The organism is Blautia parvula, assembly GCF_020215665.1.
GTDB lineage: Bacteria > Bacillota > Clostridia > Lachnospirales > Lachnospiraceae > Blautia > Blautia celeris.
In genome coordinates this window covers 3,416,746-3,440,987 of sequence record NZ_CP084061.1, presented here as the reverse complement: position 1 = coordinate 3,440,987, position 24,242 = coordinate 3,416,746, and the positions used below count along the sequence as shown (strand labels likewise).

The following is a 24,242-nucleotide window of genomic DNA, read 5'->3' as shown; positions in this document are numbered from 1 at the left end:
GAATATACCTATGAGTCTTTTGAATACCTTACGATTTTATTATAGGTTAGGAGGAATACCGTTAATTTTCAAAAGAGTATTTGATACAGCGACGAAAAACGATGACACATTGTATCAGTTTTTTTCAAAGGTGGGCGAAGAAAGATATCCTACAATAGTAAAGGAGATGTACAAAAGTTCAACAGGAAAAGAAATTAATTTGAATCATCCAGTTTCATTTAATGATAAAATTTCATGGCAAAAAATATATGATAAAGATCCCATGCGGACTAGATTGACAGACAAAGTATTAGTGAGAGAATGGATAAAAGAAAAAATAGGCGAAGAATACTTAGTTCCAATCCTTGGAATATGGGATTCGTTTGATGACATAGATTTTGATAGTTTACCTAACAGATTTGTGCTAAAAGCAAATCACGGTTCAACATGGAATACTGTAGTTAGGGATAAAAAAAACCTAAATATAAAAGAAGCAAAGCAAAAATTTGACTTCTGGATGAAACGAAACTATGCCTATATAAATTTGGAAATGCAGTATGAGAGAATTGAACCGAAAATAATGGCCGAAACCTATATTGAACAGATGGATGGTGGTCTGTTTGATTATAAGTTTCATTGCTTTGGTGGATACCCTAAACTTATTGAGGTGATTGGCGACAGAATACCTGCAACTCATCAGTTCAAATCTGTTGTTGTAAAACCAGATTGGACAAGAAATGAAGGGTTAAGTTTGGTTACAGGAGAACAGTATGATAGTTTACCTGTAAAACCTGAAAACTGGGAGAAAATGTTATCAATAGCAAAAGTTCTTAGCGAAGGTTTTCCTTATGTTCGAGTTGATTTATATAATATCAATGGAAAAATATTATTTGGAGAAATGACTTTCACACCATGCAATGGAATGGATCCAACAGATGAGTATTTTACATATGCAGAGTTAATAGATCTAACAAGGTGTATCCGTTAAGAGACAGGGATGATTAGAAAGTCAATCATCTTAATACTCAATATCTGTTGTATTATAATCTGCTTGTTCTCCGTTATGTACGTTACATGTTATTCAAGGCAACCAAGTATTATAGAACAAAATGGAATTCTGCCATTTTGGTCATATCATATGATACTTAATGGTAATTCCATTCTTTTGAATGAAGTTATTTTAAATATACTATTATTTATCCCGACAGGATACATACTAAGTATTTTATTACGAAAAAAAAGCTACGCCATTATTGTATGTTTCTTGATATCAAGTGGAATTGAGATCACCCAGTTAATTACGCATAGAGGACTTTTTGAATTTGATGATATAATCAATAATACTTTAGGTGGTTATTTAGGCATTTTTCTTTATCAGTTCATACAAAGGCATGGCAAAGAATGGATGAAAAAATCTATTCTACCTGCATTTGCAATTGCAAGTATTCTTGTCTGTATTTTTGTAGTCAAACCTCAAGAGCAAATTCTTGAAAAAGAATATGAGTTTCAAATCACTTCGGTCACGGAGAATTCTTTGGAAGGGCATTGTTTTATCATCGGAAAAGGTTACCCAACTGTTTATTCGATAGTTTTGAAGAATGACAAAAAATTGATACTTCCTACTGAAACAGGAATAACTAGAGATGACAGCGAATACTTTTCTTGCGAATATGATTATTCAACTTCCGGTTTCTCAGCAGATATCTCAACTGTTCCATCTTCTTCTTATGAAATCTGTGTAGATTTCAAGGGAATAGGAATATACTCCACCGGATGCTATCTCATCGATGGAGAAGTAAAGTACACAACCAATCCGGGAATACAAGCAAATAACGAAATAACTGAAAATGGTCATCTCCTTGTTGCTCAAAACCATTGCAGTGTATACCAGTACAAAGGTAATCTCTACTGGATTGCTGATTCTGGCTTCGATTTTGAGGAAGATGGTTCGACATGTATTCAGTATCAACTGTGGACAACACAACCAGACCGCCTACCGGAAAACCGTATCCAGTACGAGTTTGATAACCTTGGCTTCACCTTTGAGGATTACGAGATCGAAGGTTTCGAAGACTATCGAGTTGCAATGAGGCCTCTACCAACAGAGTATTCAATCACCGCTATTGTGACAGGATACTACAAGAACGGTGACTGGGTGTGGAAGAAGTATTTCCGTCCGGTATTGAGTGAACTAATCCAATAACAATCATCCTCAAGGTAACCGCCAAATAATACCGCGGTAAAATTTAAAATTACTCCAGCCCTTTGCGAGTTGGAGTAATTCACTATAATTCACATGCGATTTTTGATAGATTGAAGTTTTTCACTCCAAGGCGCCAGCTCTGCCAGCTGTTCATCGGTCATATCTTTACCTGGCCGGTGTTCCAACAGAAATTTAAGATATCCATAAATATTCAATCCGTGTGCTTTGGCCATCTCAACCATTGTGTAAACGACTGCACTGGCATTCGCACCATCTACGGAACTGCTAAACAGCCAGTTCTTACGGCCAACTGCGAATGGGCGGATCGCATTCTCCGCAGCTTATCCACATATGAGAATAACTCAGTGAACAATCTATCCGGGGATTCTGTATCGGAAAGAAGAACTGGGTGATGATCGATACTATCGCGGGAGCTGAGTCCAGTGCCATAATCTATAGTTTGGCAGAGACAGCAAAAGTGAATAACCTGAAGCCTTATGATTATTTTAAATATCTTCTGACAGAAATCCCAAAACATCTTGATGATAAGAATGATGACTTTTGTGAAAACCTGCTTCCTTGGTCAGAAAATCTGCCAGCGGATTGCAGAAAAAATAAAAACTCATTGCCGCTCGATTGAGCGGCAAGTTAAATGACAGTACCCACTATGGTGCGTTTACTTAATCTCTTTGAAATAAGTCCCTTGTATACACTTTATCTTTCACATCATCTAAACAAATATCATATCTATTGGCAATAATTGCCTGTGCCTTTTCTTTAAATGTTTCTAAATCATTAACAACTCTACTTCCAAAAAATGTAGTCCCATTTTCCAGCGTAGGTTCATACACAATAACAGTAGCCCCTTTAGCCTTTAAACGTTTCATAACACCCTGAATGCTGCTCTGCCGAAAATTATCAGAATTACTTTTCATCGTCAGCCTATATACGCCAATGATACATTCTTTTTCTTGTTCAGGTGAAAAATCTCCACTATTATAATAATCATAATAACCAGCCATATTAAGCACCCGATCCGCAATAAAATCCTTCCTCGTACGATTACTTTCCACAATCGCACTCATCATATTCTGCGGAACCTCATCATAATTTGCCAACAGCTGTTTTGTATCTTTTGGCAGACAATACCCTCCATACCCAAAACTCGGATTATTATAATGTGTTCCAATACGCGGATCCAGACAAACACCATCAATAATAGCCTTAGTATCCAACCCTTTCATTTCTGCATAAGTATCCAATTCATTAAAGTAAGATACCCTCAAAGCCAAATAAGTATTGGCAAATAATTTAACAGCCTCCGCTTCCGTAAATCCCATAAATAAAGTATCAATATTTTCTTTTATAGCACCTTCCTGAAGAAGCGCAGCAAAAGTATGAGAAGCCTCTACCAGTTTTTCATCTGATTTATCAGTAGATACAACAATACGGCTGGGATACAGATTGTCATATAATGCCTTGGATTCTCTTAAAAATTCCGGGCTGAAGATAATATTACGGGTGTTATACTTTTTGCGGACATTAGCCGTATAACCTACCGGAATTGTAGATTTAATTACCATAATTGCATCCGGATTTACTTTGAGAACTAATTCAATGACTGCCTCTACAGCAGATGTATCAAAATGATTCTTTTTACTGTCATAGTTAGTAGGCGCAGCGATAACTACAAAATCAGCATCCTTATAGGCAGCTTCTCCATCCAGAGTGGCTGTCAGATCCAAATCTTTCTCTGCCAGATATTTTTCGATATAATCATCCTGAATAGGAGATTTTTTATTATTGATCAAATCAACTTTTTCCGGAATAATATCTACAGCAGTTACATGATTATGTTGTGCCAATAAAGTCGCAATGGACAATCCAACGTATCCCGTACCCGCAACAGCTATGTTCAATGGAGAACATGTTTCCGGAGTTTTAGCGGCAGGCTCGTTTACGAACAGCAGGTATGGTTCAAAATCCAGAATTTCCCCCAACTTTTCTAATTGTGGAATGGACGGCATATAATCCTGTGATTCCAACCGGCTGAGCATAGCGCGATTGATACCGGTAAGGTCGGCCAATTGCTGTTGCGTGATTTTTTTTTCTTTTCTGGAGTTTATTACTTGTTTAGCCAGAAGAGCAAGAGATAATTTTCTCATATGAATGTATTCCTTTCTTATATATGAATATGTTATTTAAAACAACAAAAACTAAGGCTTTATATTTGATTTTAAACATATAAATAATAACAAATATATGTAAAAAAAGCAATGAGAAAATTAAATCTAATTAAATATTGATTAAAGATTAGAAAAAATGTTGCTTAAAATAACATAAAAAACAATTTCAGCAGGGCCATCGCCCTGCTGAACTCCTTCCCATTTTTTAATCCCCTCAATACTTCCACTTCCCAAGCAATTCATCCTTCAACCCTAAATCATCAATCCCCGTCATATCTGCATACTTAATATCATCCGGATAATTCTCCATCTCACTTTTCTGCCCCTTCAATATTTTCCCCGGATTATAATGGTCCTTATCATAAACCAAATACTCATTCACCAAATACTCAAACACATCCCTCACATCCCCCTTATCATCTTTCCCCTTCACAACACTAACCCCATCCAGCGAATACGGCGATCCGGATTCCGGATAGATCATCTTCAGCGGATTGCCATTATTGATTTCCGTCACCACCTGATAAGTAAGCGCTGTACCCACAGCGCACTCCCCCTGAATCAGCAGCTTCACCGGCCCGGAACCCGACTCGGAATACTGTTTCACATTATCATTCAGCTTATCAAAATACTCCAGCGTCTTCTTCTCCCCCCATATATTCCTGAGATTCAGATAAAAATTATACCCCGTAGAACTGGATTTTGGATTTTGAATAGATATCTTATTCTTAAATTCCGGTTTCAGCAAGTCCTCGTAAGTCTTCGGCTCCGCAATCCCATATTTCTTCAAAATCTCCGTATTTACCGCAAATCCGCCCCCATAACTTTCCCATATCAAATACTTCCCATGCTCCGGCAGCATACCGTCAATATAATCCAAATGTGAATATTCTGCCACATCAGCCAGTGAGTCCTTCATTTTCTCCATATACCCGGTCTCAACCCCCAGCACAATGTCCGCATCGGAGTGCTCTTTTTCTGTCTGAATCTTAGCAGCAACCTTAGCAGTGGGCATATACATGATCTGCACATTCAAATCCGGGAATTTCTCAGCCAGATGAGCCTTCAGATCATCATTCCTGTACTGCTCCAGCGCAGAATAGATCACTAAAGTATTGCTTTCCTGCTTATTTATCGCAAAATATAAAGCCATGATTACAACAACTAACCCCGCTAATATTTTCTTCATCCCTCAATTCTCCTTCCTTGCAAAATACATTTTCAGGAAATAGATCACGCCCTTTGCAATTACATTGACCAGCAAAATAATAATGGAAATAAATGCAATAGGTTCAATCAGTGACTGAGAATCAAACTGCGGGATCAGAAGTGCCAGCGGCATATTTCTGAAATTTGCCAGGAAGGAAATCGCCGAAATGGTCACCATACAGTTTACAAAAATATAGCTGAACATTTCGAGAATCGTTCCTCTTGTACACGGCATATACACATCAACCAGCATTTTCATCTTAGAGATTCCCAGAGAATACGCGACATCCTCCAGATTACTGTTAAACTTAGAAAGCGAATTATAAGCCAGCAGATACGGCGATGCAAAAAAGTGAGTGATATTTACCGTAATCAAAATTGCGATCGTTCCATAAACAAAGCTTCCCTGAAAGAACAGTACATAGGACAAACCCAGCACAATACCGGGAAATGACAGGGAAACCAGAGAAATCAAATGAATAGCCATGGAAGAAAAGTTTTTCCCTGAGCGCGCCGTCACAAATGCAGCATAATATGTAATCAATGTACCGGCCAGGGCTGTCGTCAGCCCGATAAACAGCGAATTCAGCAGATACCCGCCAATCCCCAGATCCAGAGATTCCGTTATATTGTCAAAGGTAAAACTAAAGTCTACAGGATACTGTTTCACAAAACTCAAAATGACAAACGTAATAATCGGAAGGCTGATCAAAACAAGAGTTACAACACATACAACCCTGGAAAAAATATCTCGTTTCCTGTTCTTCCCAATCACATATGGTTTCGTGATTGTACTGTTTGTCCCGTTATCTTTATTTAACAGATCAATAATAAAGGCGATCACTGCCGGAATCAGCAGAATAACCCCGATGATTCCGCCCTTTGAATAATCAAGCAGTCCAATAACTTCCCGATACATATAGACCGGCAGAGTCATCATTTTCCCGCCTACTATTAACGGTACACCATAATCCGTGAACACGACGGTAAACACGGCGAAGAAAGCGGAGATTAACGGTTTTTTAAGATTTGAAAGTGTAATTGCCTTTAGCTGCTGTTTCTTAGAAAGCCCCAGCACATCTGCCATCTCATATACCGTAAAATCCTCATATTGAAAGATATCTGTCAGCATTAAAAATGCCATCGGACAAGAATACAAAGTTGCGCCGATCACAATTCCGGTCAATCCATATAAATGGATGTTGATCCCGGTTAAATTTGTAAAAAAGCCATTGTCACCAAATAACAGTGTCAGCCCCATACCATGGGAAATAGACGGGATCAGCATTGGCAGCGTGAATATCACGGACCATACACCCTTATGCCGGATATTTGACCTGTTGACACACCATGCCAGAAGCAGGGCAATGCTTACAGAGACAATAGTAGTCACAAGCGATGAAAGAAATGAATTCCAAAGCATTGGGGCAAACTGTGCGCTTGACAGGACTTCACTGATATCACCATAGGAAATATGAGTAGCTAAGGCGATGATTGGGCATAAAACATGCAGAATTAAAAATATGCCTATGAAAAGTTTCAGGCTCTGAAAGGTTCTGTTCTTCATATCTCCTCCGTCCTACAATCTGCCGATACATTTTGATAAAGAATCAAATTTCTGGTTTAAATGGTTCACCACAAATGTTCGGATGTATTCATTCGCAGGGCTATTGTATATTTCCAGAGGGCTGTCCAGCTGTTCAATCGTCCCGTTGCTCATTACCATGATCCTGTCGGACAGGAAGAAGGCCTCCTCCTGGTCATGGGTGATATAGATCATTGTGGAATGGAATTTTTTCTGAATGTCTTTCAGTTCCCTCTTCATGATCTCCTTATTTTCAACATCCAGTGCGCTGATTGGCTCATCGAGCAGAACAATGGATGGGTTTAAGGCGAGAGTGCGGGCAATTGCAACTCTCTGCTGCTGGCCTCCTGAGAGGTGATGGGGCTTTTTGTTCAATTGGTCACTCATGCCAATCATGTCTAAGGTTCTTTCGGCACGTTTTCTTGAGTCTGCTTTTGTTTCAGGTTTGATCTTCAGGGCATACTCTACGTTTTCCAGAACTGTCATATTGGGGAATAAGGCATAATTTTGGAATATGATTCCCATTCCTCTCTGGGATGCGGGAAGCTTGCTTATGTCTTTTCCGTCCAGCAGTATTTCTCCTGCGGTCTGGGATTCCAGACCGATGAGGATTCTTAACAGTGTTGTTTTGCCGCAGCCGCTGGGGCCGAGGACACTGAGGAATTCCCCTTCCTTTACTACGAAGGAAAGGGATTTTAGAACCTGTTCTCCGTCGTATTCTTTTACAAGATTTTTTACGATCAATTTCTCTGTCATATGAAATTCTCCTTGGTATGATAGGCCGTAGATTATCGGCTGTGTATTAATATCCCTGCGGTATTTACATTTGGGGAGGGGCCATTGATTTTGTCGGAGGCATGATTGGCGGATTCGGGCTGTGAATGGCAAAATAGGGGGTGTTTTATGGAAAATCATGAGTACACTTCCTTTTATATTTTGTTTCAGTATACCATTTATTACTATTTTATGCTACTGTTGTTGCAGATTAGTGGATAAAAGTAAGGTGTAATGATGGAAATTAAGGAAGGCTTATAAATATTTTTGCATATTCATGCATTTGGGGGTAATGTTGTCTGCTGTGTTATATACTGCAGAATAAAATATGATTTTGGTGTAAGTGCGAAGAGATAGACTGTTATATGCGGACAATGCTGAAAAGTGATGTGCTTTTATGAAAAGTTGACATCGTGATGACCAGACGTTAAAATGGAAGAGATTTTCTAAATATCACTCCGGCGTATAATTTATAGAGGCGGGGTTAAAAGTAAAATCCAGAACTGAAAAATTTGCAATTATTCCCACGTTGTTTTGTTTATTATCTAAAAACCAGGAGTAAAATAAGAATAAAGCTGTCACAGGGATTTATTTACATGAAGCAGGAAAAAATCTGCTCATTAGCAGCAGAAGAAAGGCAGTTATCAGATATATGGACTTAATAGAAATATTCAATAATCATTTTCCGAAGATATCGCAGAAGCAGATTATATTGTTCCTGATTCTCAGTATCCTGCTGGCTGCTGTCCTCATCTTCATAGTACAAAGAAAAATAATAAAGACAGGGCAGGCAGTCTGTATAGCAGGTGTATTTGTCTGGTTGTATATTGTTTTTTTGTCCACCGTTTTCTCACGGGATCCTTATCCGGAAATGAAATATGAACTGATGCCTTTTTGGTCCTATGTTTTTACCATACAGTATCGCAGCGTATCCATGGCAGAGGAAATATTTTTGAATGTGCTTCTGCTGATGCCCATGGGAGTGCTGCTGTACGCGGCATTTGGCAGACGTGTTGGGGTGATGAGGATAACCGCGGCAGGACTGTCAGTGTCATTTTGTATTGAATTTTTACAGTTAGTATTAAAACGTGGGCTTTTTGAGTGGGATGACATGATCCATAATACCTTAGGGGTATACTTAGGATGCTGGATATGTAAAAAGATAATGGATGTCTGTAAAAAAAGATGAATCTGCCGTATATGGTCTGCAGGCGGGTTCATCTGTTGGCATTTGTGTTTTTTACTCTTTGTGTTTTGCCTTGAAGTTACATATCCATGCAGGACGGCAAAAACAGGATGATGGAACAGCATTCTGAGTCAGGCATATTTCATCACTTCTTTATCACATCTTTTCATTTCTTCAGAATAGCAGTGGACTTTATAGGCACTGCAGAATGTCTTTGGCTTTATGAAGGGGCATTTATCTGTTTGTTTCCGGGCGTATTCCTCAATTCTGCTTATATAATAAATATCAAAGACCACCAAACACTCAATTTTGAATAAGTACACGATTAATATAGTAAAAGTGATGTAATACAGCAATGAAATACAATAAATATTGTGCAAAATGTATACATGGTGTATAATGGAAATGTAACCGAGAGATAAAATAGAGGAAGATAAATGTATTTAGCCCATATAAGTGATGATAAATTAAGAGAACAGACCATCAGAGAACACTTGGAGGGAGTCGCTAAATTAAGCGCTGAATTTGCAGCTTCTTTTGACAGTGAAGAATGGGGGTACGGCTGTGGTCTGGTTCATGATATCGGAAAATATTCCGCTGAATTTCAGAAGCGTCTGCGCGGAGGTGCGAAAGTCGATCATGCAACTGCGGGTGCTCAGGAACTATACCGCAATAAAAATGTCATGCAGGCATATTGTGTAGCCGGTCATCATTCCGGTCTGCCTGACGGCGGTTCACCTGCAGAACCGGCAACGTTTTATGGAAGAATGAAAAAAGACCTGAAAGATTATCAGGCTTTTAAGGAAGAGATTGAAATACCGGCATTTCCGGCCCTGCCGCTGAAACCTATAGGACGAGGAGGGTTTAGTGCAGCTTTTTTTATCCGTATGCTCTTTTCCTGTCTGGTAGATGCAGATTATCTGGATACGGAGCATTTTATGAGGCCGGAGAGCAATACCAGAGGAAATTATGATTCTATAGAGCAGTTGTTTGACAGGCTGTATGAGCATATAGCCTCCTGGCTGACAAATTATGATGAAAATACAGTGTATGGAAGACGTTCAGCCATTCTGCGGGCGTGTCTGGAAAAAGGTAAAAAGCAGCAGGGGCTTTATCAGCTGACAGTTCCCACCGGCGGAGGCAAAACCATATCGTCATTGGCATTTGCCCTGCAGCATGCAGGAGAGCATAATCTGAAACGTATTATTTACGTCATTCCCTATACGTCCATCATAGAACAAAACGCCCGGGTCTTTAAAGAAATCCTGGGCAGCAGGAATGTCCTGGAAAACCACTGCAGTGTAGTCTGTGACAATACCGAGGAACTGGAAAACATGCAGTTGGCGGCAGAAAATTGGGATAAACCGGTGGTAGTCACAACAAACGTCCAGTTTTTTGAATCCCTCTTTGCAAATAAATCTTCTAAATGTCGTAAAATACATAATATTTCCAACAGCGTTATCATTTTCGACGAAGCGCAGATGCTCCCGGTGAATTATCTGAAACCATGCATCCGGGCAATAAGTGAACTGATCTATAATTATCACTGTACCGCGGTTCTGTGCACAGCGACACAGCCGGCACTGAAAGATTTTTTTCCGGACTTTATGAAAGCAGAGGAGATATGCCCAAATGTTAAGGGACAGTATGAGTTCTTCAAAAGAACAGAAGTCATAAACATTGGTGAGATATCAGAGGAAGATCTGATTTCATATCTTGAAGAAAAAGATCAGGTATTATGCGTCCTAAATAGCAGAAAACGTGTTCAGAGAGTCTTTGAATCCCTGAAGGGAGAAGATGTATATCACCTATCCACCTATATGTATCCCGCGCACAGACGAAGGATATTAAAAGAAATAACAGAGAGGCTGAAGGATGGAAGGGCGTGTAAGCTGATTGCAACGAGTCTGGTAGAAGCCGGTGTTGATTTTGACTTCGCCTCTGTTTTCAGGGAGCTTGCCGGAATTGATTCTGTGCTTCAGGCAGCAGGCCGATGCAATAGGGAAGGGAACAGGAACAGAGTGGATTGTGATACAATGGTTTTCACCCTGGAGCAGGATGAGGATATTCATATTCCTGCGCAGTTGAAGCTGCCCATATCTGTAGCGAAACAAATTACGGGAAAATATGAAGACATCACATCGCCGGAGGCAATCCACGAATATTTCAAGAGACTTTACCGTTTCCGGGGAGAAGGTCTGGATACTAAAAGTATTCTTGAGGATTTTGAAAAGGGAATCCCGTCTTTTAGTTTTCCGTTTGCAGATGTGGCAGGTAAATTCCATATTATTGAATCAGAAACCAAGACGATTCTGGTGGATATGGAGGAGGAAGCCGCAGATATTGCGGAACGGTTGAGAAGTGGAGATCATTCCAGGGAATTATTCAGGGCAGCAGGACAGTATTGTGTAAATGTTTACGAAAATGATTTCAATAATCTGGACGGGGCGGGTATGCTGGAAGCGCTGTGCACAGATATTGACACGGATTTCTATGTGCTGCGCAGCAAAGAGCTTTACACAGAAGACAGAGGTCTGACTGTCAAAGCCGAGAGAGGAGATGCATTGTTTGGGTGATTACGGACAGAAAAATAGATTTCTGCAGTGTGATCCCGGCAGCATCCATACCAGGTATGCAGGCAGAACTCAGAATATAGATTCCAATAGATTAACGGGAGGAGGAGAGACATGAGCCATGGTGTGCGCGTAAGAGTCTGGGGGGACAGGGCACTGTTTTCCCGGCCGGAAATGAAAGTTGAACGCTGCAGTTACGATGTCATTACACCGTCGGCTGCAAGAGGGATTCTGGAAGCCATCTACTGGCATCCCGGCCTTCGTTGGGTGATAGACAAGATTTACGTCAGAAAACCCATACAGTTTACCAGTATCCGACGTAATGAAGTAAAAAGCAAAGTGCAGGCCGGAAATGTATTGAGTGTTATAAATGGGGCAAATAAACCGTTGTACCTGAGCACTAAGGAAGAGATCGTACAGAGGGTTGCCATTCTGCTGCAGGATGTGGAATATGTGATTGAGGCGCATTTTGACATGACTGACCAGGCAAATCAGACGGACAACTGCGGCAAATTTAAGGACATTATTATGAGGCGTCTGCGCAGAGGGCAATGTTATCATATGCCGTATTTCGGATGCAGAGAATTTCCGGTGAACTTTGAGCTTTTTGAAGAAGAGGAGGTAGAGACGGCTTATCCGGATACAGTAAAGGATTTAGGGTACATGCTGTATGATTTTGACTACTCGAACCCGGAGGATATCACTCCTATGTTTTTTAGGGCAGTCATGGAAAATGGTGTACTTGACGTACGGGATTGCGAGGTGGTCAGATGATCCTGCAGTCATTGGTTAGATATTATGAGGCACTGGAAAAGAAAGAGAAAATTACAAGCCCGGGATGGTGTACGGCAAAAGTCTCCTTTGCGCTGGATATTTCTGAAAAAGGTGAGCTTTTACGCGTGATTCCTCTTAAGTTAGAAAAGCAGAAGGGCAAGAAAACGGTAATGGAGCCGCAGCTGTTGAGAGTGCCCGAGATGGTGACACGTTCTTCCGGGGTATCATCTAACTTTTTGTGTGATAATTCGGGGTATTTCCTGGGAATTGATAATAAAGGGAAACCAAAGCGTTCAGAAGAATGTTTCGCTGCGGCAAAGAAAAAACATTTGGAAATATTGGATGGGGTGGAAGGAAACGCTGCTGCCGCAGTTCGGAATTTTTTTGAAACCTGGAATCCGGGCGGTGCCGCAGAACATCCTGCGCTTGCAGATAGCCTGGAAGAGATGATAGCCGGGGCAAATCTGATCTTCTGTGTAGATGGTGACTGGGTGCAGAATGATTATGATGTGAGAGAAGCCTGGGAAATCTACAGAGACGGCGCTGAAACGGACAATGAAGGAATCTGTCTTGTGACCGGGCAGAAGACAGAAATATCCAGAATTCATGGGTTGATCAAAGGAGTGCCGGGGGCACAGTCCAGCGGTGCGGCACTTGTATCTTTTAACGCACCGGCATTTGAGTCTTTCGGGAAAGAACAGGGCTACAATGCGCCTGTGGGGACCTATGCGGCATATGCATATACAACAGCCCTTAATCATCTCCTTGCGGATAAGTCCCATACAAGCCAGATCGGTGATACAACAGTTGTATACTGGGCTGAGGATGGTGAAGAAATATATCAAAATATATTCGGCGGAGCGGTTGAACCTACAGTTGACAATCAGGCGATTGTAGCGGGTGTGTTTAATAGTCTGGAAATGGGTAAGCCTATTGTCGTGGAGGAAGTGGAAGGAAGTTTGTCCTTGGACCAGCGTTTTTATATCCTGGGACTTGCTCCGAATGCGGCCAGGATTGCAGTGCGTTTTTTCTACCAGGACAGTTTCGGAAACATCCTCAGACATTTGAAAGAACATTATGACAGGATGGATATTGTACGGCCGGCAGCAGATGAAATGCGTTATATGGGTGTCTGGCGTATGCTTCAGGAAACCGTAAATAAAAAATCCAGGGATAAGAAGCCAACCGCAAATATGGCCGGAGCTGTATACCGGGCAATCATTTCCGGAGGGCAGTATCCGGCATCCCTGTTCCAGGGCGTAATGGGCAGGATCAGGGCAGAGCAGGATGATAAAGACAGCCATATACATAAGATCACAAAGGGCAGGGCATCTATTATCAAGGCGTATTTGATCCGTAATGGATATGATAAGGAGGAGGAGATAACTGTGAGTCTGAACGAGAACAGCAAAAATGTAGCTTATACACTGGGCCGGGAATTTGCGGTGCTGGAAGCAATTCAGGAAGAGGCAAACCCGGGAATCAATGCGACTATCAAGGACAAATATTTTAATTCAGCCTGTGCCACACCGGCAGCCATTTTCCCTGTATTGTTCAAATTAAAGAACAGCCATATCAGAAAGATTTCTAACCATGGTAAAGTTGTTTATTTTGAGAAATTGCTGGGCGAACTGCAGGATAAAATGCCGGTAACAGAAGAGCAGATGGTTCCCTGTCCCAGAAGGCTTTCATTGGAAGAACAGGGAATGTTCATACTGGGATATTATCATCAGAACCAAAAACGTTATGAGAAAAAGGATAAGGAGGAAGCACAGGATGTCAGAGATAATTAAAAACAGGTATGAGTTCGTGATTTTATTTGATGTGGAAAACGGAAATCCAAACGGGGACCCGGATGCAGGTAATCTGCCCCGTATCGATCCGGAAAGCGGATATGGGATTGTCACAGATGTGTGTATCAAAAGAAAGATAAGAAATTATGTGGAGGCAGTAAAGGAAGAAGAGGAAGGGTATAAAATTTATATTAAAGAGGATGTACCGCTTAATCGGAGTGATAATACCGCCTACGAATATTTAAAGACAAATGAGAAGGAAATCAAGGAGTTAAAGAAGAAGGATCCGGATGTGGATAAAAAGATACGCGATTTTATGTGCGGCAACTTCTTTGATATCCGTACGTTTGGAGCTGTCATGACCACATTTGTAAAAGCTGCCCTCAACTGCGGGCAGGTCAGAGGCCCTGTACAGCTTGGATTTGCCAGGAGTATTGACCCGGTCGTGAGTCAGGAAGTGACCATAACCCGCGTTGCGATCACAACAGAAAAGGATGCAGAAAATAAGAGCACAGAGATGGGAAGGAAGAATATTATTCCATATGCGCTTTACAGAATGGAAGGATATATTTCAGCGAACCTGGCCAGAAAGGTGACCGGATTTACAGAGGATGATCTGGAACTTCTCTGGGAGGCCATTATCAATATGTTTGAGATCGATCATTCTGCCGCCAGAGGAAAGATGGCGGTGCGTGAGCTTATTATTTTCAAACACAGCAAAGAATTCGGAGACTGTCCGGCATATAAATTATTTGATGCAGTTGAGGTCAGAAAACATGAAGATGTGATTTATCCCAGAAAATATCAGGATTACAGCATTGAAATCCATGAAGATCAGATTCCGGAAACAGTGGAGATTTCAAGAAAAATATGAAGGAATATAAAGAAGAGGATTACCTGATGCTCTCAGGAATCCAGCATTTTGCTTTTTGCAGAAGGCAGTGGGCATTAATACATATTGAGCAGCAGTGGCAGGAAAATGTCCGGACTGTGGAGGGGGAATTACTTCATAAGAGAGCACACGATACATATTCTTCAGAGAAAAGGAATGATGTGGTAATCAGCAGAGGGCTTCCCGTACATTCCAGTGAAATGGGGGTCAGCGGTGTATGTGATATTGTGGAGTTTCGCCGGGCTGAGGAGGGAATCACTCTTCACGGGCACCGAGGGACCTTTCAGGTCTATCCCGTTGAGTATAAAAGGGGGAAACCGAAAGATACGCAGATAGATATTCTCCAGTTGACAGCCCAGGCTATGTGTCTGGAGGAAATGCTGTCGTGTACGATCGCTGGGGGAGCCGTTTTCTATGGAGAGATAAAGAGGCGGGAAAGAATAGAATTTACCGATGAGTTGAAGGAACAGGTGAGAACCATGTTTTCAGAAATGCATCAGTATTTTGACAGAAAATATACCCCAAAGGTTAAATGGTCGAAAAGCTGTAACGCATGTTCCCTGAAAGACATCTGTCTGCCGAAATTAGGAAAAGCGGCTTCAGTAAAAGAATATATAAAATCTGCCATTGGGGAGGATGACAAATGAAGAAATTGCTGAATACGTTATATATCACCTCTCCCGACGGATACCTTTCCCTGGATGGAGAAAATGTAGTGGTGCTTGATAAGGAAAAGGAAGTGGGAAGGGTTCCGCTGCATAATCTGGAAGCCATTGTTTCTTTTGGCTACAGAGGTGCAAGCCCGGCACTTATGGGAGGATGTGCGGAAAGAAATATTTCACTTTGTTTCATGACACCCCAGGGCAGATTCCTGGCAAGAGTGACTGGTAATGTTAGAGGAAATGTTGTTTTGAGAAAGAAGCAGTACAAGGTTTCCGAAGAAGATGAGGCAAGTCTTGTGATTGCCCGTAATTGCATTTTAGGGAAAATATATAATTCCCGGTGGGTTCTTGAAAGAGCAATAAGGGATCACGCACTTCAGATTGATGTTGAGGAGGTAAAACGTGCCTCTGTCAATTTGCAGCAGTCCTTAAATTATGTGAAGAGCTGTACAAGTATGGAACAGTTGAGAGGATATGAAGGGGAAGCGGGAAGCGTTTATTTTGGTGTGTTTAATGAACTGATTTTACAGCAGAAAAAAGACTTTAAGTTTGAAGGCAGAAACCGTAGACCACCATTAGATAATGTAAATGCAATGCTTTCATTCTTTTATACTTTGCTGACGAACATGTGCGCTTCGGCACTGGAATGTGTGGGATTGGACCCGTATGTGGGATTCATGCATACAGACAGGCCCGGAAGGGTTTCGCTGGCACTTGATATGATGGAGGAACTGCGGCCTGTCTTAGTGGATCGTTTTGTGCTCACCATGATCAATAGAAAGATGGTGAATAAGAAGGATTTTTCTGTTAAGGAAGATGGCGCGGTATTGATCAGTGATAAATGCAGGAAGCTGCTGCTGACAGAGTGGCAGAATAAAAAGAAAGATGTTATCACACATCCGTATTTGGGTGATAAAGTGGAGTGGGGAATGATACCATATGCCCAGGCAATGCTTTTGGCTCGTTATCTGAGGGAAGATTTAGATGAGTACCCGCCATTTTTCTGGAAGTAGGTGAGAGTATGCTGGTTTTGATTACATATGATGTAAATACCGAGACAGATGCCGGGAAAAGACGTCTAAGAAAGGTTGCAAAACAATGTGTTAATTATGGAAGACGGGTGCAGAATTCTGTTTTTGAATGCATTCTTGATAACACACAGTGTGTTTCATTGAAGGCTGTATTGGGGGATATTATTGATAAGGAAGTTGACAGCCTCAGGTTTTATTATTTGGGGAATAACTATAAGACTAAAGTGGAGCATATGGGAGTTGACAGGGGGACAGCAGCGGACTCGACTTTGATTTTCTAGTGCGAATAGGAAGTGAACAGAAAAACATTGGGAGATTCGCACCATATTTTGGGGTGTTGGGTGATGGGAAAAGGAGGAATAGAAGGGAAAGGGGTGGTGAGATTAGTGTGAAAGAGTCTATTAATTAGGAGTTTTATACAAAAATAGCTATGAAATTTGGGCATTTTTGCTGTCACCACCTTCGCGGTGGTGTGGATTGAAATAATGTCAGAGGGGCAGGTCAATGCTACCAGTTTGTCACCACCTTCGCGGTGGTGTGGATTGAAATTGTAATATTCCGTATGCGGCCCCAGTCCATCTTAGTCACCACCTTCGCGGTGGTGTGGATTGAAATCGATCACGCTTTGTGCATGAGTGCTTGCAAACAGTCACCACCTTCGCGGTGGTGTGGATTGAAATTATACAATGAATTAGAGATGGAAGGGGGGAGTTGGTCACCACCTTCGCGGTGGTGTGGATTGAAATCCGGTTTTTACCATCCACTTTTTTTCTCATCAGGTCACCACCTTCGCGGTGGTGTGGATTGAAATTTGTTAGTTGCCAGGTGTTTGCGTCACCACCTTCGCGGTGGTGTGGATTGAAATATCACACAGAGGCTCATGCAGTAGGAATGACGGGTCACCACCTTCGCGGTGGTGTGGATTGAAATCGCAGAGTATGCAGGAGCAGATAACATCTGCCTTCGTCACCACCTTCGCGGTGGTGTGGATTGAAATACTATGGTCTGCTCAGATATAAGAGCAGGCCGCGTCACCACCTTCGCGGTGGTGTGGATTGAAATACTCTCCGCTTAAAAAGTTCTATCAGGACACCCTGGTCACCACCTTCGCGGTGGTGTGGATTGAAATATATCAAAAAAAATTGCATCTATATCTTCTGCGTCACCACCTTCGCGGTGGTGTGGATTGAAATTTATGCCGACACGGACGCAAAGAGTCGTAGCGAGGTCACCACCTTCGCGGTGGTGTGGATTGAAATGGCAAGGTCCTTATATCCTCCCGCCTCATACAGAGTCACCACCTTCGCGGTGGTGTGGATTGAAATAGTGGATATATCGGCGACAATCCAAGCTACTTATGTCACCACCTTCGCGGTGGTGTGGATTGAAATCCGTGGGCGAGTAAAAGAAAAGCAAATTTATCTGTCACCACCTTCGCGGTGGTGTGGATTGAAATAATAAAATCATACCTGATATATTATCTATTGTTTTGTCACCACCTTCGCGGTGGTGTGGATTGAAATCCGCCAAGGCACCGATATACTTAAAACTTTCTCCGTCACCACCTTCGCGGTGGTGTGGATTGAAATAACATTTATTACAAACTTAGGAGGGATAACTGGAGTCACCACCTTCGCGGTGGTGTGGATTGAAATCTTCCATTTCATGCTTAAAAGAATTAACGGTAAAGTCACCACCTTCGCGGTGGTGTGGATTGAAATCCCACATCCAACCAATAGGATAGCAATGATTACCGTCACCACCTTCGCGGTGGTGTGGATTGAAATTCCATCGGGATTTGCCAGTCATCAAATATCTTGGGTCACCACCTTCGCGGTGGTGTGGATTGAAATCGGCAGGAACAAGAGTCACAAACGGAGAATTGTGTCACCACCTTCGCGGTGGTGTGGATTGAAATCAGTTATTGACACGATTGGAATAGAGGTATCAGCGTCACCACCTTCGCGGTGGTGTGGATTGAAATATTTCCAGACGCCCTTTTGCCCGCAGCGCCTTGGTCACCACCTTCGCGGTGGTGTGGATTGAAATAAGTAATCCCAGTTATGAGCCTATGTTCTTCAGTGTCACCACCTTCGCGGTGGTGTGGATTGAAATCAGTAAATAACAACATGGTCCACAAGCGGAAAAAGTCACCACCTTCGCGGTGGTGTGGATTGAAATACTGCAACGCTCATGATAGCTTGAAGATACACTGTCACCACCTTCGCGGTGGTGTGGATTGAAATAGTTCACCGATGATTTGCCCACCCGGCTCCCTCGTCACCACCTTCGCGGTGGTGTGGATTGAAATATCCGTCGCTATAAGCTTTATCTTGTTTGGTCCAGTCACCACCTTCGCGGTGGTGTGGATTGAAATCATTTGACGTCCTGTTTTTCTTGACGGAAATGGGTCACCACCTTCGCGGTGGTGTGGATTGAAATTACAGCATCCGTAGTACCAGTTATTGCTTTTATCGTCACCACCTTCGCGGTGGTGTGGATTGAAATATGGGTACTTTGATACGCTTACCTGTAACAGGGTGTCACCACCTTCGCGGTGGTGTGGATTGAAATATAGCACACCGGCTTGTCCCTCCTTTCTTACCGCGTCACCACCTTCGCGGTGGTGTGGATTGAAATTCCATCGGGATTTGCCAGTCATCAAATATCTTGGGTCACCACCTTCGCGGTGGTGTGGATTGAAATACCATAAATTTCGTCCAATTTTGCCGTATCCCAGTCACCACCTTCGCGGTGGTGTGGATTGAAATAGGAATCGGTCATGATTCTGGCATATATTACTACGTCGCCATCTACGTGGTGGTGTGGATTGAAATGTCTTGCCTCTATCAAAGAAAAGTTTGAATTTTGTCATCACCTGCGCAATAGCGTGAATTCAAATTTAGTGACCAGACCTTGCAGAAAGAGGTGAGCATAAAGATGAATACAGCAATAAAAAAGAAACTCCCAATTGGAATAGAGAACTTTGAAAAAATTCGGACAGAAGATTTTTATTATATTGATAAAACAGGTCTGATCAAAGACCTTCTATATAATTGGGGAGAAGTAAATCTCTTTACACGCCCCAGACGTTTTGGCAAATCCCTTAACATGAGTATGTTGAAAAGCTTTTTGGACATTGAGGGTGACATAACATATACAGAAAAGTTATTTAATGGATTGGAAATTTCAAAAGAAACAAGCCTTTGCAAAGAATATATGGGCGCATTTCCAGTTATTTCAATTAGCTTGAAAGGCGTAAACGGCATAGATTTTGCAGCTGCGCGGGATATGATGCGTTCCATTATTGGGAATGAAGCGCTGAGGTTCTATTTTTTATCCGAAAGCAATAACCTGAACGAGAAAGAAAAAATGCAGTACAATCAGTTGACTGCAGTGGATGAAAGCAACAGGCAGGGTTTTACTATGTCAGACACGCTGCTGATGGGAAGTCTGAAGACGTTATCCATGCTGCTGCAGAAACATTATGGCAAAAAAGTCATTATACTGATTGACGAGTATGATGTCCCCCTGGCAAAGGCCTTTGATAATGGCTATTATGAAGAGATGATTATGTTGATACGCAATCTGTTTGAGCAGGTATTAAAAACTAACGACAGCCTGCAGTTTGCTGTGTTAACAGGCTGTCTGCGGGTGTCAAAGGAAAGTATTTTTACCGGGCTGAATAATATGAAAGTGCTTTCCATCACGGATGTCCGGTTTGATGAATACTTTGGATTTACAGATAAAGAAGTAAGAGAACTTTTGGAATACTATGGACTTACTGCGTCCTATGAAACTATAAAGGATTGGTATGACGGTTATCGTTTTGGTGATGTTCATGTTTATTGTCCCTGGGATGTGATATGCTATTGTGATGAACTCAGATTTGATCCCAAAGTACAGCCAAAGGATTACTGGTCCAATACCAGCAGCAATCAGTCTGTCAGATGCTTTATAGAAAATGCGGAAAGCAATACAACAAAACGTGAGATTGAGCGCCTGGTTGAGGGGGAAGCAGTTAGAAAAGAAATCCGGCAGGAATTAACCTATCGTGAATTGTACAGCGATACAGATAATATATGGAGTGTTCTGTTTACTACAGGGTATCTGACACAGCAGGGAAAATCTGAAGATGATATATTTAACCTGGTAATTCCTAACCAGGAAGTGAGAAAGATATTTACGAGACAGATTATGGAATGGTTCCAGGATATGACGAAAAGAGATGGAGATACATTAAATATGTTCTGCGATGCATTTGAAAATGGTGATGCAGCAGGAGTGGAAATGTACTTTAATGCCTATCTTAGAAAAACTATCCGTATCAGAGATACTTTTGTGGGAAAATATAGAAAAGAGAATTTTTATCATGGGATTTTGCTGGGACTGCTTGGATTTAAGGATAGCTGGGGTGTATGGTCCAATCGTGAATCCGGAAATGGTTACAGCGTTATACTTGTAGAAATTGAAGAAAAAGATTTAGGCATTGTGGTAGAGTTAAAATATTCTGAGGATTCCAATCTTGAGGCAGGATGCAGACAGGCACTGCGGCAAATTGAGGAGAAAAACTATACGGAAGAGCTAAAAGCACTCGGGCTAAATCACATATTAAAATTTGGAATAGCATGCTGCAAAAAGCGCTGCAAAGTTATGGTGGAATGAACCTCCGGTACTTTTATTTATGCTGTCTCTGAATAACATAGAAGAATGATCAATATTTTAGACTGTCTTAAAGCTCACGTAAAGATAATCAAGTACCATAACCACTGGAGATAGTTCCATCAAAATAAACGAGGATTCCCTCACCCCCATAGCGGAAGGGAATCCTCAAACCAATCTTAACAGCAGTGCAGACCCGAGAAATACCTGCATCCCCACTGACATAATCCCACATAAACCCAGGTCTTTCATTTATATCATATATGCCCGCATTCAGCAAAACTTCATCTTACCCCAACAGTCTCCCATCTCCTCCTCCATTTTCCCGTCAAATACCACCCAAACGATATCACATAATTGGCGGCCCACCCCATAGGCACAGCCATCCATGCCACTTGAATGCCATACACCGGCGCGAACACATTTGTCACGACCACCCGGATAGAGAGATTCACAAGATTAGCCACTGTAAAAGCCTTCACATCCCCGGCCCCGCGCAGCAGTCCGTCTGTGGATGCTTTCAGCCCGATAAAAGCGTAAAAGAACGAAAGAAACTTCACATAATCCAGTCCCGTCTGAAAAGCGGCACTTCCATTTCCGGCGTCCAAAAACGCTGAGACGAACACATTCCCAAACAACTGATAGAGAATACACAGAAATGCCCCGGCACTCAGCACCGCTGCATAACACATCCGATATCCCTTATTCACCCGTTCCAATTGTCCGGCACCCACATTTTGGGCAGTGAAGGTGGACATGGCATTTCCCATAGCCAGCATAGGCACAATGCTGATAGACTCGATTCGCATTCCCGCGGAATAACCGGCCAGCACAGAAGCTCCGAAGCTGTTGACAACCGACTGAACCAGAAGAATCCCAATCTGCACAATAGACTGCTGGATAATAGAGGGAACCGCAATCCTTACCATGGAAAACATAAGCCCGGCATCATATACACGCCAGTGTTCATCTGTTTCATACCCCTTCAGCTTCCGCAGAAGCAGCCCAAACGAAATTACAGCAGACACTCCCTGAGCAATCAGAGTACCCACAGCAACCCCTCTCACCCCCTCCCGAAACCGTATGACAAACAACATATCCAGGAAAATATTCAGCAGAGAGGAAAATATCAGCAGATACAGCGGCGTCCTGGAATCTCCCAGCGCATTGAAAATGGACGCCTCCACATTATACATAAACAAAAACGGCAGCCCGGCAAAATATACAGCCAGATAAAGCGCTGCGTCCGAAAAAACCTCTCCGGGCGTATTCACCCATCCCAGAATCCGGTGATTCAGGAAAAGTCCCAGCGCTCCCAGGCAAATACTCACCACAAGGAAGTTGATAAGCGTGGTGAATACGGCTGTCTTCATTTTGCCTTTCTTTCCTGCGCCGAGACATTGGGAGATGATCACAGAACTTCCGATTCCTCCGCCGATAGCAATGGCAATAAATACATTTGTAATCGCATAAGAGGCACCTACAGCGGCCAGCGCCCGTTCCCCAACAAAATTTCCAACGATCACAGAATCTGCGATATTATAAAACTGCTGAAAAAGATTCCCTAAAATCATAGGCAGCGCAAAAAACAGCAGCGAGCGCCCGGGTGGGTCTGTCAGCATATTGTATGTTTTCTTCTTCATCATTCTTTTGTCCCTCTCTTCTGCGGCATTTTTCTTCTGTTTAATCCAGAAACGCTGCCTCGGTATTCCTTCTATAATAATAGAATAACCGAAACAGCGTTTTTTACGATAAACTGCAGTATAAACTATAAAATTTTACCTTCAGAAGTCTTCCCTGTGTTTCTTCAGCATATTCAAAATAGTTTCCTGTGTATACGCCCCCAGACGTTTTTTATCTTCCTTTGAAAGCTGGTCCGGATAAATGGGTTTTCCATACTCCACGATCACTTTAGCAGGTTTGATCTTAGGAAAATGTGCCTCAAAAATTTCAGCGGAATTGGTGATCGCCATAGGGATAATAGGACATCCTGATTTGGTGGCTATCTTAAAGCTGCCTTCATGGAAGGGAAGCATATCCAGTTCACTTTCATTTTTATTTCTGGTTCCCTCGGGGAAGATGCAGATGGAAACGCCGTTTTTCGCCTCATCAATGGCAGTCAGAATGGTCTTCATACCCGCTTTGATATCCTTTCTGTCCAGAAACAGACAGTGCAGGTATTTCATCCAGCTGGACAAAAGGGGAATCGGCTCCATTTCTTTTTTGGCAACATATCCGGTCAGATCCGGGCACAGGACATAGGTGAGAAGAATGTCAAAGAAACTTCTGTGGTTTCCTATGTAAAGGACTGCCGTGTCATGGGGGACATTTTCATGGCCGATGATTTGGATATCAGACCCTGTAATCTTAAGGACACATCTGAAAACTGCCTGGACAATGCGCAGGGAGCTGATGTCCTTTGCCCTCCGGTTAAATTTACCGATCACCCATTCAACCAGCAGGATCGGAATGGATAAAATAAGAAATCCTACAACTACAATGCATACAAGAATAAAGCGGAACATAACACTCACCTTTCTATACCGTTTGGTATACCTTACGAGGCACACTTGCTGTGCCATAAATTACGGGATGCCATTTATGGTATACCTTACGGGGCACACTTGCTGTGCCATAAATTACGGGATGCCATTTATGGTATATGTTATTGGATAAGAAACCAGATATGCCGTAGGCATACCTGGCCGGAAATTTTATATATGATGTGACGTA

18 protein-coding genes, 2 pseudogenes and 1 CRISPR repeat array are annotated in these 24,242 nt (G+C 42.1%); of the genes and pseudogenes, 12 read left to right on the top strand and 8 right to left on the bottom strand.

Features of this window, described 5'->3' with window-relative positions; genetic code table 11:
• Nucleotides 1-10: 10 nt before the first annotated feature.
• Both LC508_RS15875 and LC508_RS15870 read left to right on the top strand, forming a co-directional pair.
• Entirely contained in the window at nucleotides 11-967 is a 957-nt protein-coding gene (locus tag LC508_RS15875) for an ATP-grasp fold amidoligase family protein (RefSeq protein ID WP_158587335.1), read from the top strand.
• Between the two features lie 9 nt (nucleotides 968-976).
• The gene (locus LC508_RS15870) at nucleotides 977-2,182 is read left to right on the top strand and encodes a VanZ family protein (RefSeq protein ID WP_054353591.1); all 1,206 of its coding nucleotides are present in this window, start codon (nucleotides 977-979) and stop codon (nucleotides 2,180-2,182) included.
• Between the two features lie 89 nt (nucleotides 2,183-2,271).
• On the opposite strand, the pseudogene LC508_RS15865 reads toward LC508_RS15870, so the two are convergent.
• Nucleotides 2,272-2,520, bottom strand: a pseudogene (locus tag LC508_RS15865) (transposase domain-containing protein); the annotation flags it as partial.
• A 26-nt stretch (nucleotides 2,521-2,546) separates the two neighbouring features.
• Between LC508_RS15865 and LC508_RS15860 the strand changes: the two are divergent.
• Nucleotides 2,547-2,822: pseudogene (locus tag LC508_RS15860) on the top strand (transposase domain-containing protein); the annotation flags it as partial.
• A 40-nt stretch (nucleotides 2,823-2,862) separates the two neighbouring features.
• Here the strand turns inward: LC508_RS15860 and LC508_RS15855 are convergent.
• The 4 genes from LC508_RS15855 to LC508_RS15840 form a co-directional block, all read right to left on the bottom strand.
• Nucleotides 2,863-4,347: a nucleotide sugar dehydrogenase gene (locus tag LC508_RS15855; protein WP_118594102.1), complete on the bottom strand. Its 1,485-nt coding sequence runs from the start codon at nucleotides 4,345-4,347 to the stop codon at nucleotides 2,863-2,865.
• Between the two features lie 235 nt (nucleotides 4,348-4,582).
• Nucleotides 4,583-5,557 (bottom strand): extracellular solute-binding protein, encoded by a 975-nt coding sequence (locus LC508_RS15850; RefSeq protein WP_103732074.1) that lies wholly within the window; start codon nucleotides 5,555-5,557, stop codon nucleotides 4,583-4,585.
• 3 nt (nucleotides 5,558-5,560) lie between these two features.
• Nucleotides 5,561-7,144, bottom strand: a complete 1,584-nt coding sequence (locus LC508_RS15845) for an ABC transporter permease subunit (protein ID WP_033141974.1) — start codon at nucleotides 7,142-7,144, stop codon at nucleotides 5,561-5,563.
• Between the two features lie 12 nt (nucleotides 7,145-7,156).
• Nucleotides 7,157-7,918, bottom strand: a complete 762-nt coding sequence (locus tag LC508_RS15840) for an ABC transporter ATP-binding protein (RefSeq protein WP_054353592.1) — start codon at nucleotides 7,916-7,918, stop codon at nucleotides 7,157-7,159.
• 670 nt (nucleotides 7,919-8,588) lie between these two features.
• On the opposite strand from LC508_RS15840, the gene LC508_RS15835 reads away from it, so the two are divergent.
• Nucleotides 8,589-9,125, top strand: a complete 537-nt coding sequence (locus LC508_RS15835; protein WP_103732075.1) for a VanZ family protein — start codon at nucleotides 8,589-8,591, stop codon at nucleotides 9,123-9,125.
• A gap of 128 nt (nucleotides 9,126-9,253) precedes the next feature.
• Here LC508_RS15835 and LC508_RS28750 read toward each other — a convergent pair whose 3' ends face one another.
• Nucleotides 9,254-9,418 carry a nitrous oxide-stimulated promoter family protein gene (locus tag LC508_RS28750; RefSeq protein ID WP_158587334.1) on the bottom strand — a complete coding sequence of 55 codons (165 nt, stop codon included), beginning with the start codon at nucleotides 9,416-9,418 and terminating at the stop codon, nucleotides 9,254-9,256.
• Nucleotides 9,419-9,559: 141 nt separating this feature from the next.
• Here LC508_RS28750 and LC508_RS15825 point away from each other — a divergent pair, with 141 nt between their 5' ends.
• From LC508_RS15825 to LC508_RS15790, 8 genes are all read left to right on the top strand, one after another.
• Nucleotides 9,560-11,698, top strand: a complete 2,139-nt coding sequence (locus LC508_RS15825; protein ID WP_103732076.1) for a CRISPR-associated helicase/endonuclease Cas3 — start codon at nucleotides 9,560-9,562, stop codon at nucleotides 11,696-11,698.
• A 111-nt stretch (nucleotides 11,699-11,809) separates the two neighbouring features.
• Nucleotides 11,810-12,469 carry a type I-C CRISPR-associated protein Cas5c gene (gene cas5c / locus LC508_RS15820; protein ID WP_103732077.1) on the top strand — a complete coding sequence of 220 codons (660 nt, stop codon included), beginning with the start codon at nucleotides 11,810-11,812 and terminating at the stop codon, nucleotides 12,467-12,469.
• Nucleotides 12,466-14,262, top strand: a complete 1,797-nt coding sequence (gene cas8c, locus LC508_RS15815) for a type I-C CRISPR-associated protein Cas8c/Csd1 (RefSeq protein ID WP_103732078.1) — start codon at nucleotides 12,466-12,468, stop codon at nucleotides 14,260-14,262. Before cas5c ends, cas8c begins: the two co-directional genes overlap by 4 nt.
• On the top strand, nucleotides 14,246-15,136 hold the full coding sequence (gene cas7c / locus LC508_RS15810) for a type I-C CRISPR-associated protein Cas7/Csd2 (protein WP_054353595.1): 891 nt from the start codon (nucleotides 14,246-14,248) through the stop codon (nucleotides 15,134-15,136). Before cas8c ends, cas7c begins: the two co-directional genes overlap by 17 nt.
• Nucleotides 15,133-15,801: a CRISPR-associated protein Cas4 gene (gene cas4, locus LC508_RS15805; RefSeq protein WP_103732079.1), complete on the top strand. Its 669-nt coding sequence runs from the start codon at nucleotides 15,133-15,135 to the stop codon at nucleotides 15,799-15,801. The genes cas7c and cas4 overlap by 4 nt, the downstream gene beginning before the upstream one ends.
• Nucleotides 15,798-16,829 carry a type I-C CRISPR-associated endonuclease Cas1c gene (gene cas1c / locus LC508_RS15800; protein WP_118594100.1) on the top strand — a complete coding sequence of 344 codons (1,032 nt, stop codon included), beginning with the start codon at nucleotides 15,798-15,800 and terminating at the stop codon, nucleotides 16,827-16,829. The genes cas4 and cas1c overlap by 4 nt, the downstream gene beginning before the upstream one ends.
• 8 nt (nucleotides 16,830-16,837) lie before the next feature.
• Nucleotides 16,838-17,128, top strand: coding sequence for a CRISPR-associated endonuclease Cas2 (gene cas2 / locus LC508_RS15795; RefSeq protein WP_018596854.1), 291 nt, complete (start codon nucleotides 16,838-16,840; stop codon nucleotides 17,126-17,128).
• Nucleotides 17,129-17,299: 171 nt separating this feature from the next.
• A CRISPR array of direct repeats spans nucleotides 17,300-19,684; the repeat unit is 32 nt; unit sequence GTCACCACCTTCGCGGTGGTGTGGATTGAAAT.
• Between the two features lie 103 nt (nucleotides 19,685-19,787).
• A complete protein-coding gene (locus tag LC508_RS15790) occupies nucleotides 19,788-21,512 on the top strand; it encodes an AAA family ATPase (RefSeq protein WP_103731458.1) in 1,725 nt (574 codons plus the stop codon).
• A gap of 281 nt (nucleotides 21,513-21,793) precedes the next feature.
• Here LC508_RS15790 and LC508_RS15785 read toward each other — a convergent pair whose 3' ends face one another.
• A complete protein-coding gene (locus tag LC508_RS15785) occupies nucleotides 21,794-23,152 on the bottom strand; it encodes an MATE family efflux transporter (protein WP_103731463.1) in 1,359 nt (452 codons plus the stop codon).
• A 141-nt stretch (nucleotides 23,153-23,293) separates the two neighbouring features.
• Nucleotides 23,294-24,034, bottom strand: coding sequence for a lysophospholipid acyltransferase family protein (locus LC508_RS15780; protein WP_103731459.1), 741 nt, complete (start codon nucleotides 24,032-24,034; stop codon nucleotides 23,294-23,296).
• Nucleotides 24,035-24,242 lie beyond the last annotated feature (208 nt).

What these genes read in the sequence shown, in the direction of transcription:
- LC508_RS15875 (WP_158587335.1), top strand. Translation starts at nt 11, where the DNA reads ATGAGTCTTTTGAATACCTTACGATTTTATTATAGGTTAGGAGGAATA.
- LC508_RS15870 (WP_054353591.1), top strand. Translation starts at nt 977, where the DNA reads ATGATTAGAAAGTCAATCATCTTAATACTCAATATCTGTTGTATTATA.
- LC508_RS15855 (WP_118594102.1), bottom strand. Translation starts at nt 4,347, where the DNA reads ATGAGAAAATTATCTCTTGCTCTTCTGGCTAAACAAGTAATAAACTCC.
- LC508_RS15850 (WP_103732074.1), bottom strand. Translation starts at nt 5,557, where the DNA reads ATGAAGAAAATATTAGCGGGGTTAGTTGTTGTAATCATGGCTTTATAT.
- LC508_RS15845 (WP_033141974.1), bottom strand. Translation starts at nt 7,144, where the DNA reads ATGAAGAACAGAACCTTTCAGAGCCTGAAACTTTTCATAGGCATATTT.
- LC508_RS15840 (WP_054353592.1), bottom strand. Translation starts at nt 7,918, where the DNA reads ATGACAGAGAAATTGATCGTAAAAAATCTTGTAAAAGAATACGACGGA.
- LC508_RS15835 (WP_103732075.1), top strand. Translation starts at nt 8,589, where the DNA reads ATGGACTTAATAGAAATATTCAATAATCATTTTCCGAAGATATCGCAG.
- LC508_RS15825 (WP_103732076.1), top strand. Translation starts at nt 9,560, where the DNA reads ATGTATTTAGCCCATATAAGTGATGATAAATTAAGAGAACAGACCATC.
- cas5c (WP_103732077.1), top strand. Translation starts at nt 11,810, where the DNA reads ATGAGCCATGGTGTGCGCGTAAGAGTCTGGGGGGACAGGGCACTGTTT.
- cas8c (WP_103732078.1), top strand. Translation starts at nt 12,466, where the DNA reads ATGATCCTGCAGTCATTGGTTAGATATTATGAGGCACTGGAAAAGAAA.
- cas7c (WP_054353595.1), top strand. Translation starts at nt 14,246, where the DNA reads ATGTCAGAGATAATTAAAAACAGGTATGAGTTCGTGATTTTATTTGAT.
- cas4 (WP_103732079.1), top strand. Translation starts at nt 15,133, where the DNA reads ATGAAGGAATATAAAGAAGAGGATTACCTGATGCTCTCAGGAATCCAG.
- cas1c (WP_118594100.1), top strand. Translation starts at nt 15,798, where the DNA reads ATGAAGAAATTGCTGAATACGTTATATATCACCTCTCCCGACGGATAC.
- cas2 (WP_018596854.1), top strand. Translation starts at nt 16,838, where the DNA reads ATGCTGGTTTTGATTACATATGATGTAAATACCGAGACAGATGCCGGG.
- LC508_RS15790 (WP_103731458.1), top strand. Translation starts at nt 19,788, where the DNA reads ATGAATACAGCAATAAAAAAGAAACTCCCAATTGGAATAGAGAACTTT.
- LC508_RS15785 (WP_103731463.1), bottom strand. Translation starts at nt 23,152, where the DNA reads ATGAAGAAGAAAACATACAATATGCTGACAGACCCACCCGGGCGCTCG.
- LC508_RS15780 (WP_103731459.1), bottom strand. Translation starts at nt 24,034, where the DNA reads ATGTTCCGCTTTATTCTTGTATGCATTGTAGTTGTAGGATTTCTTATT.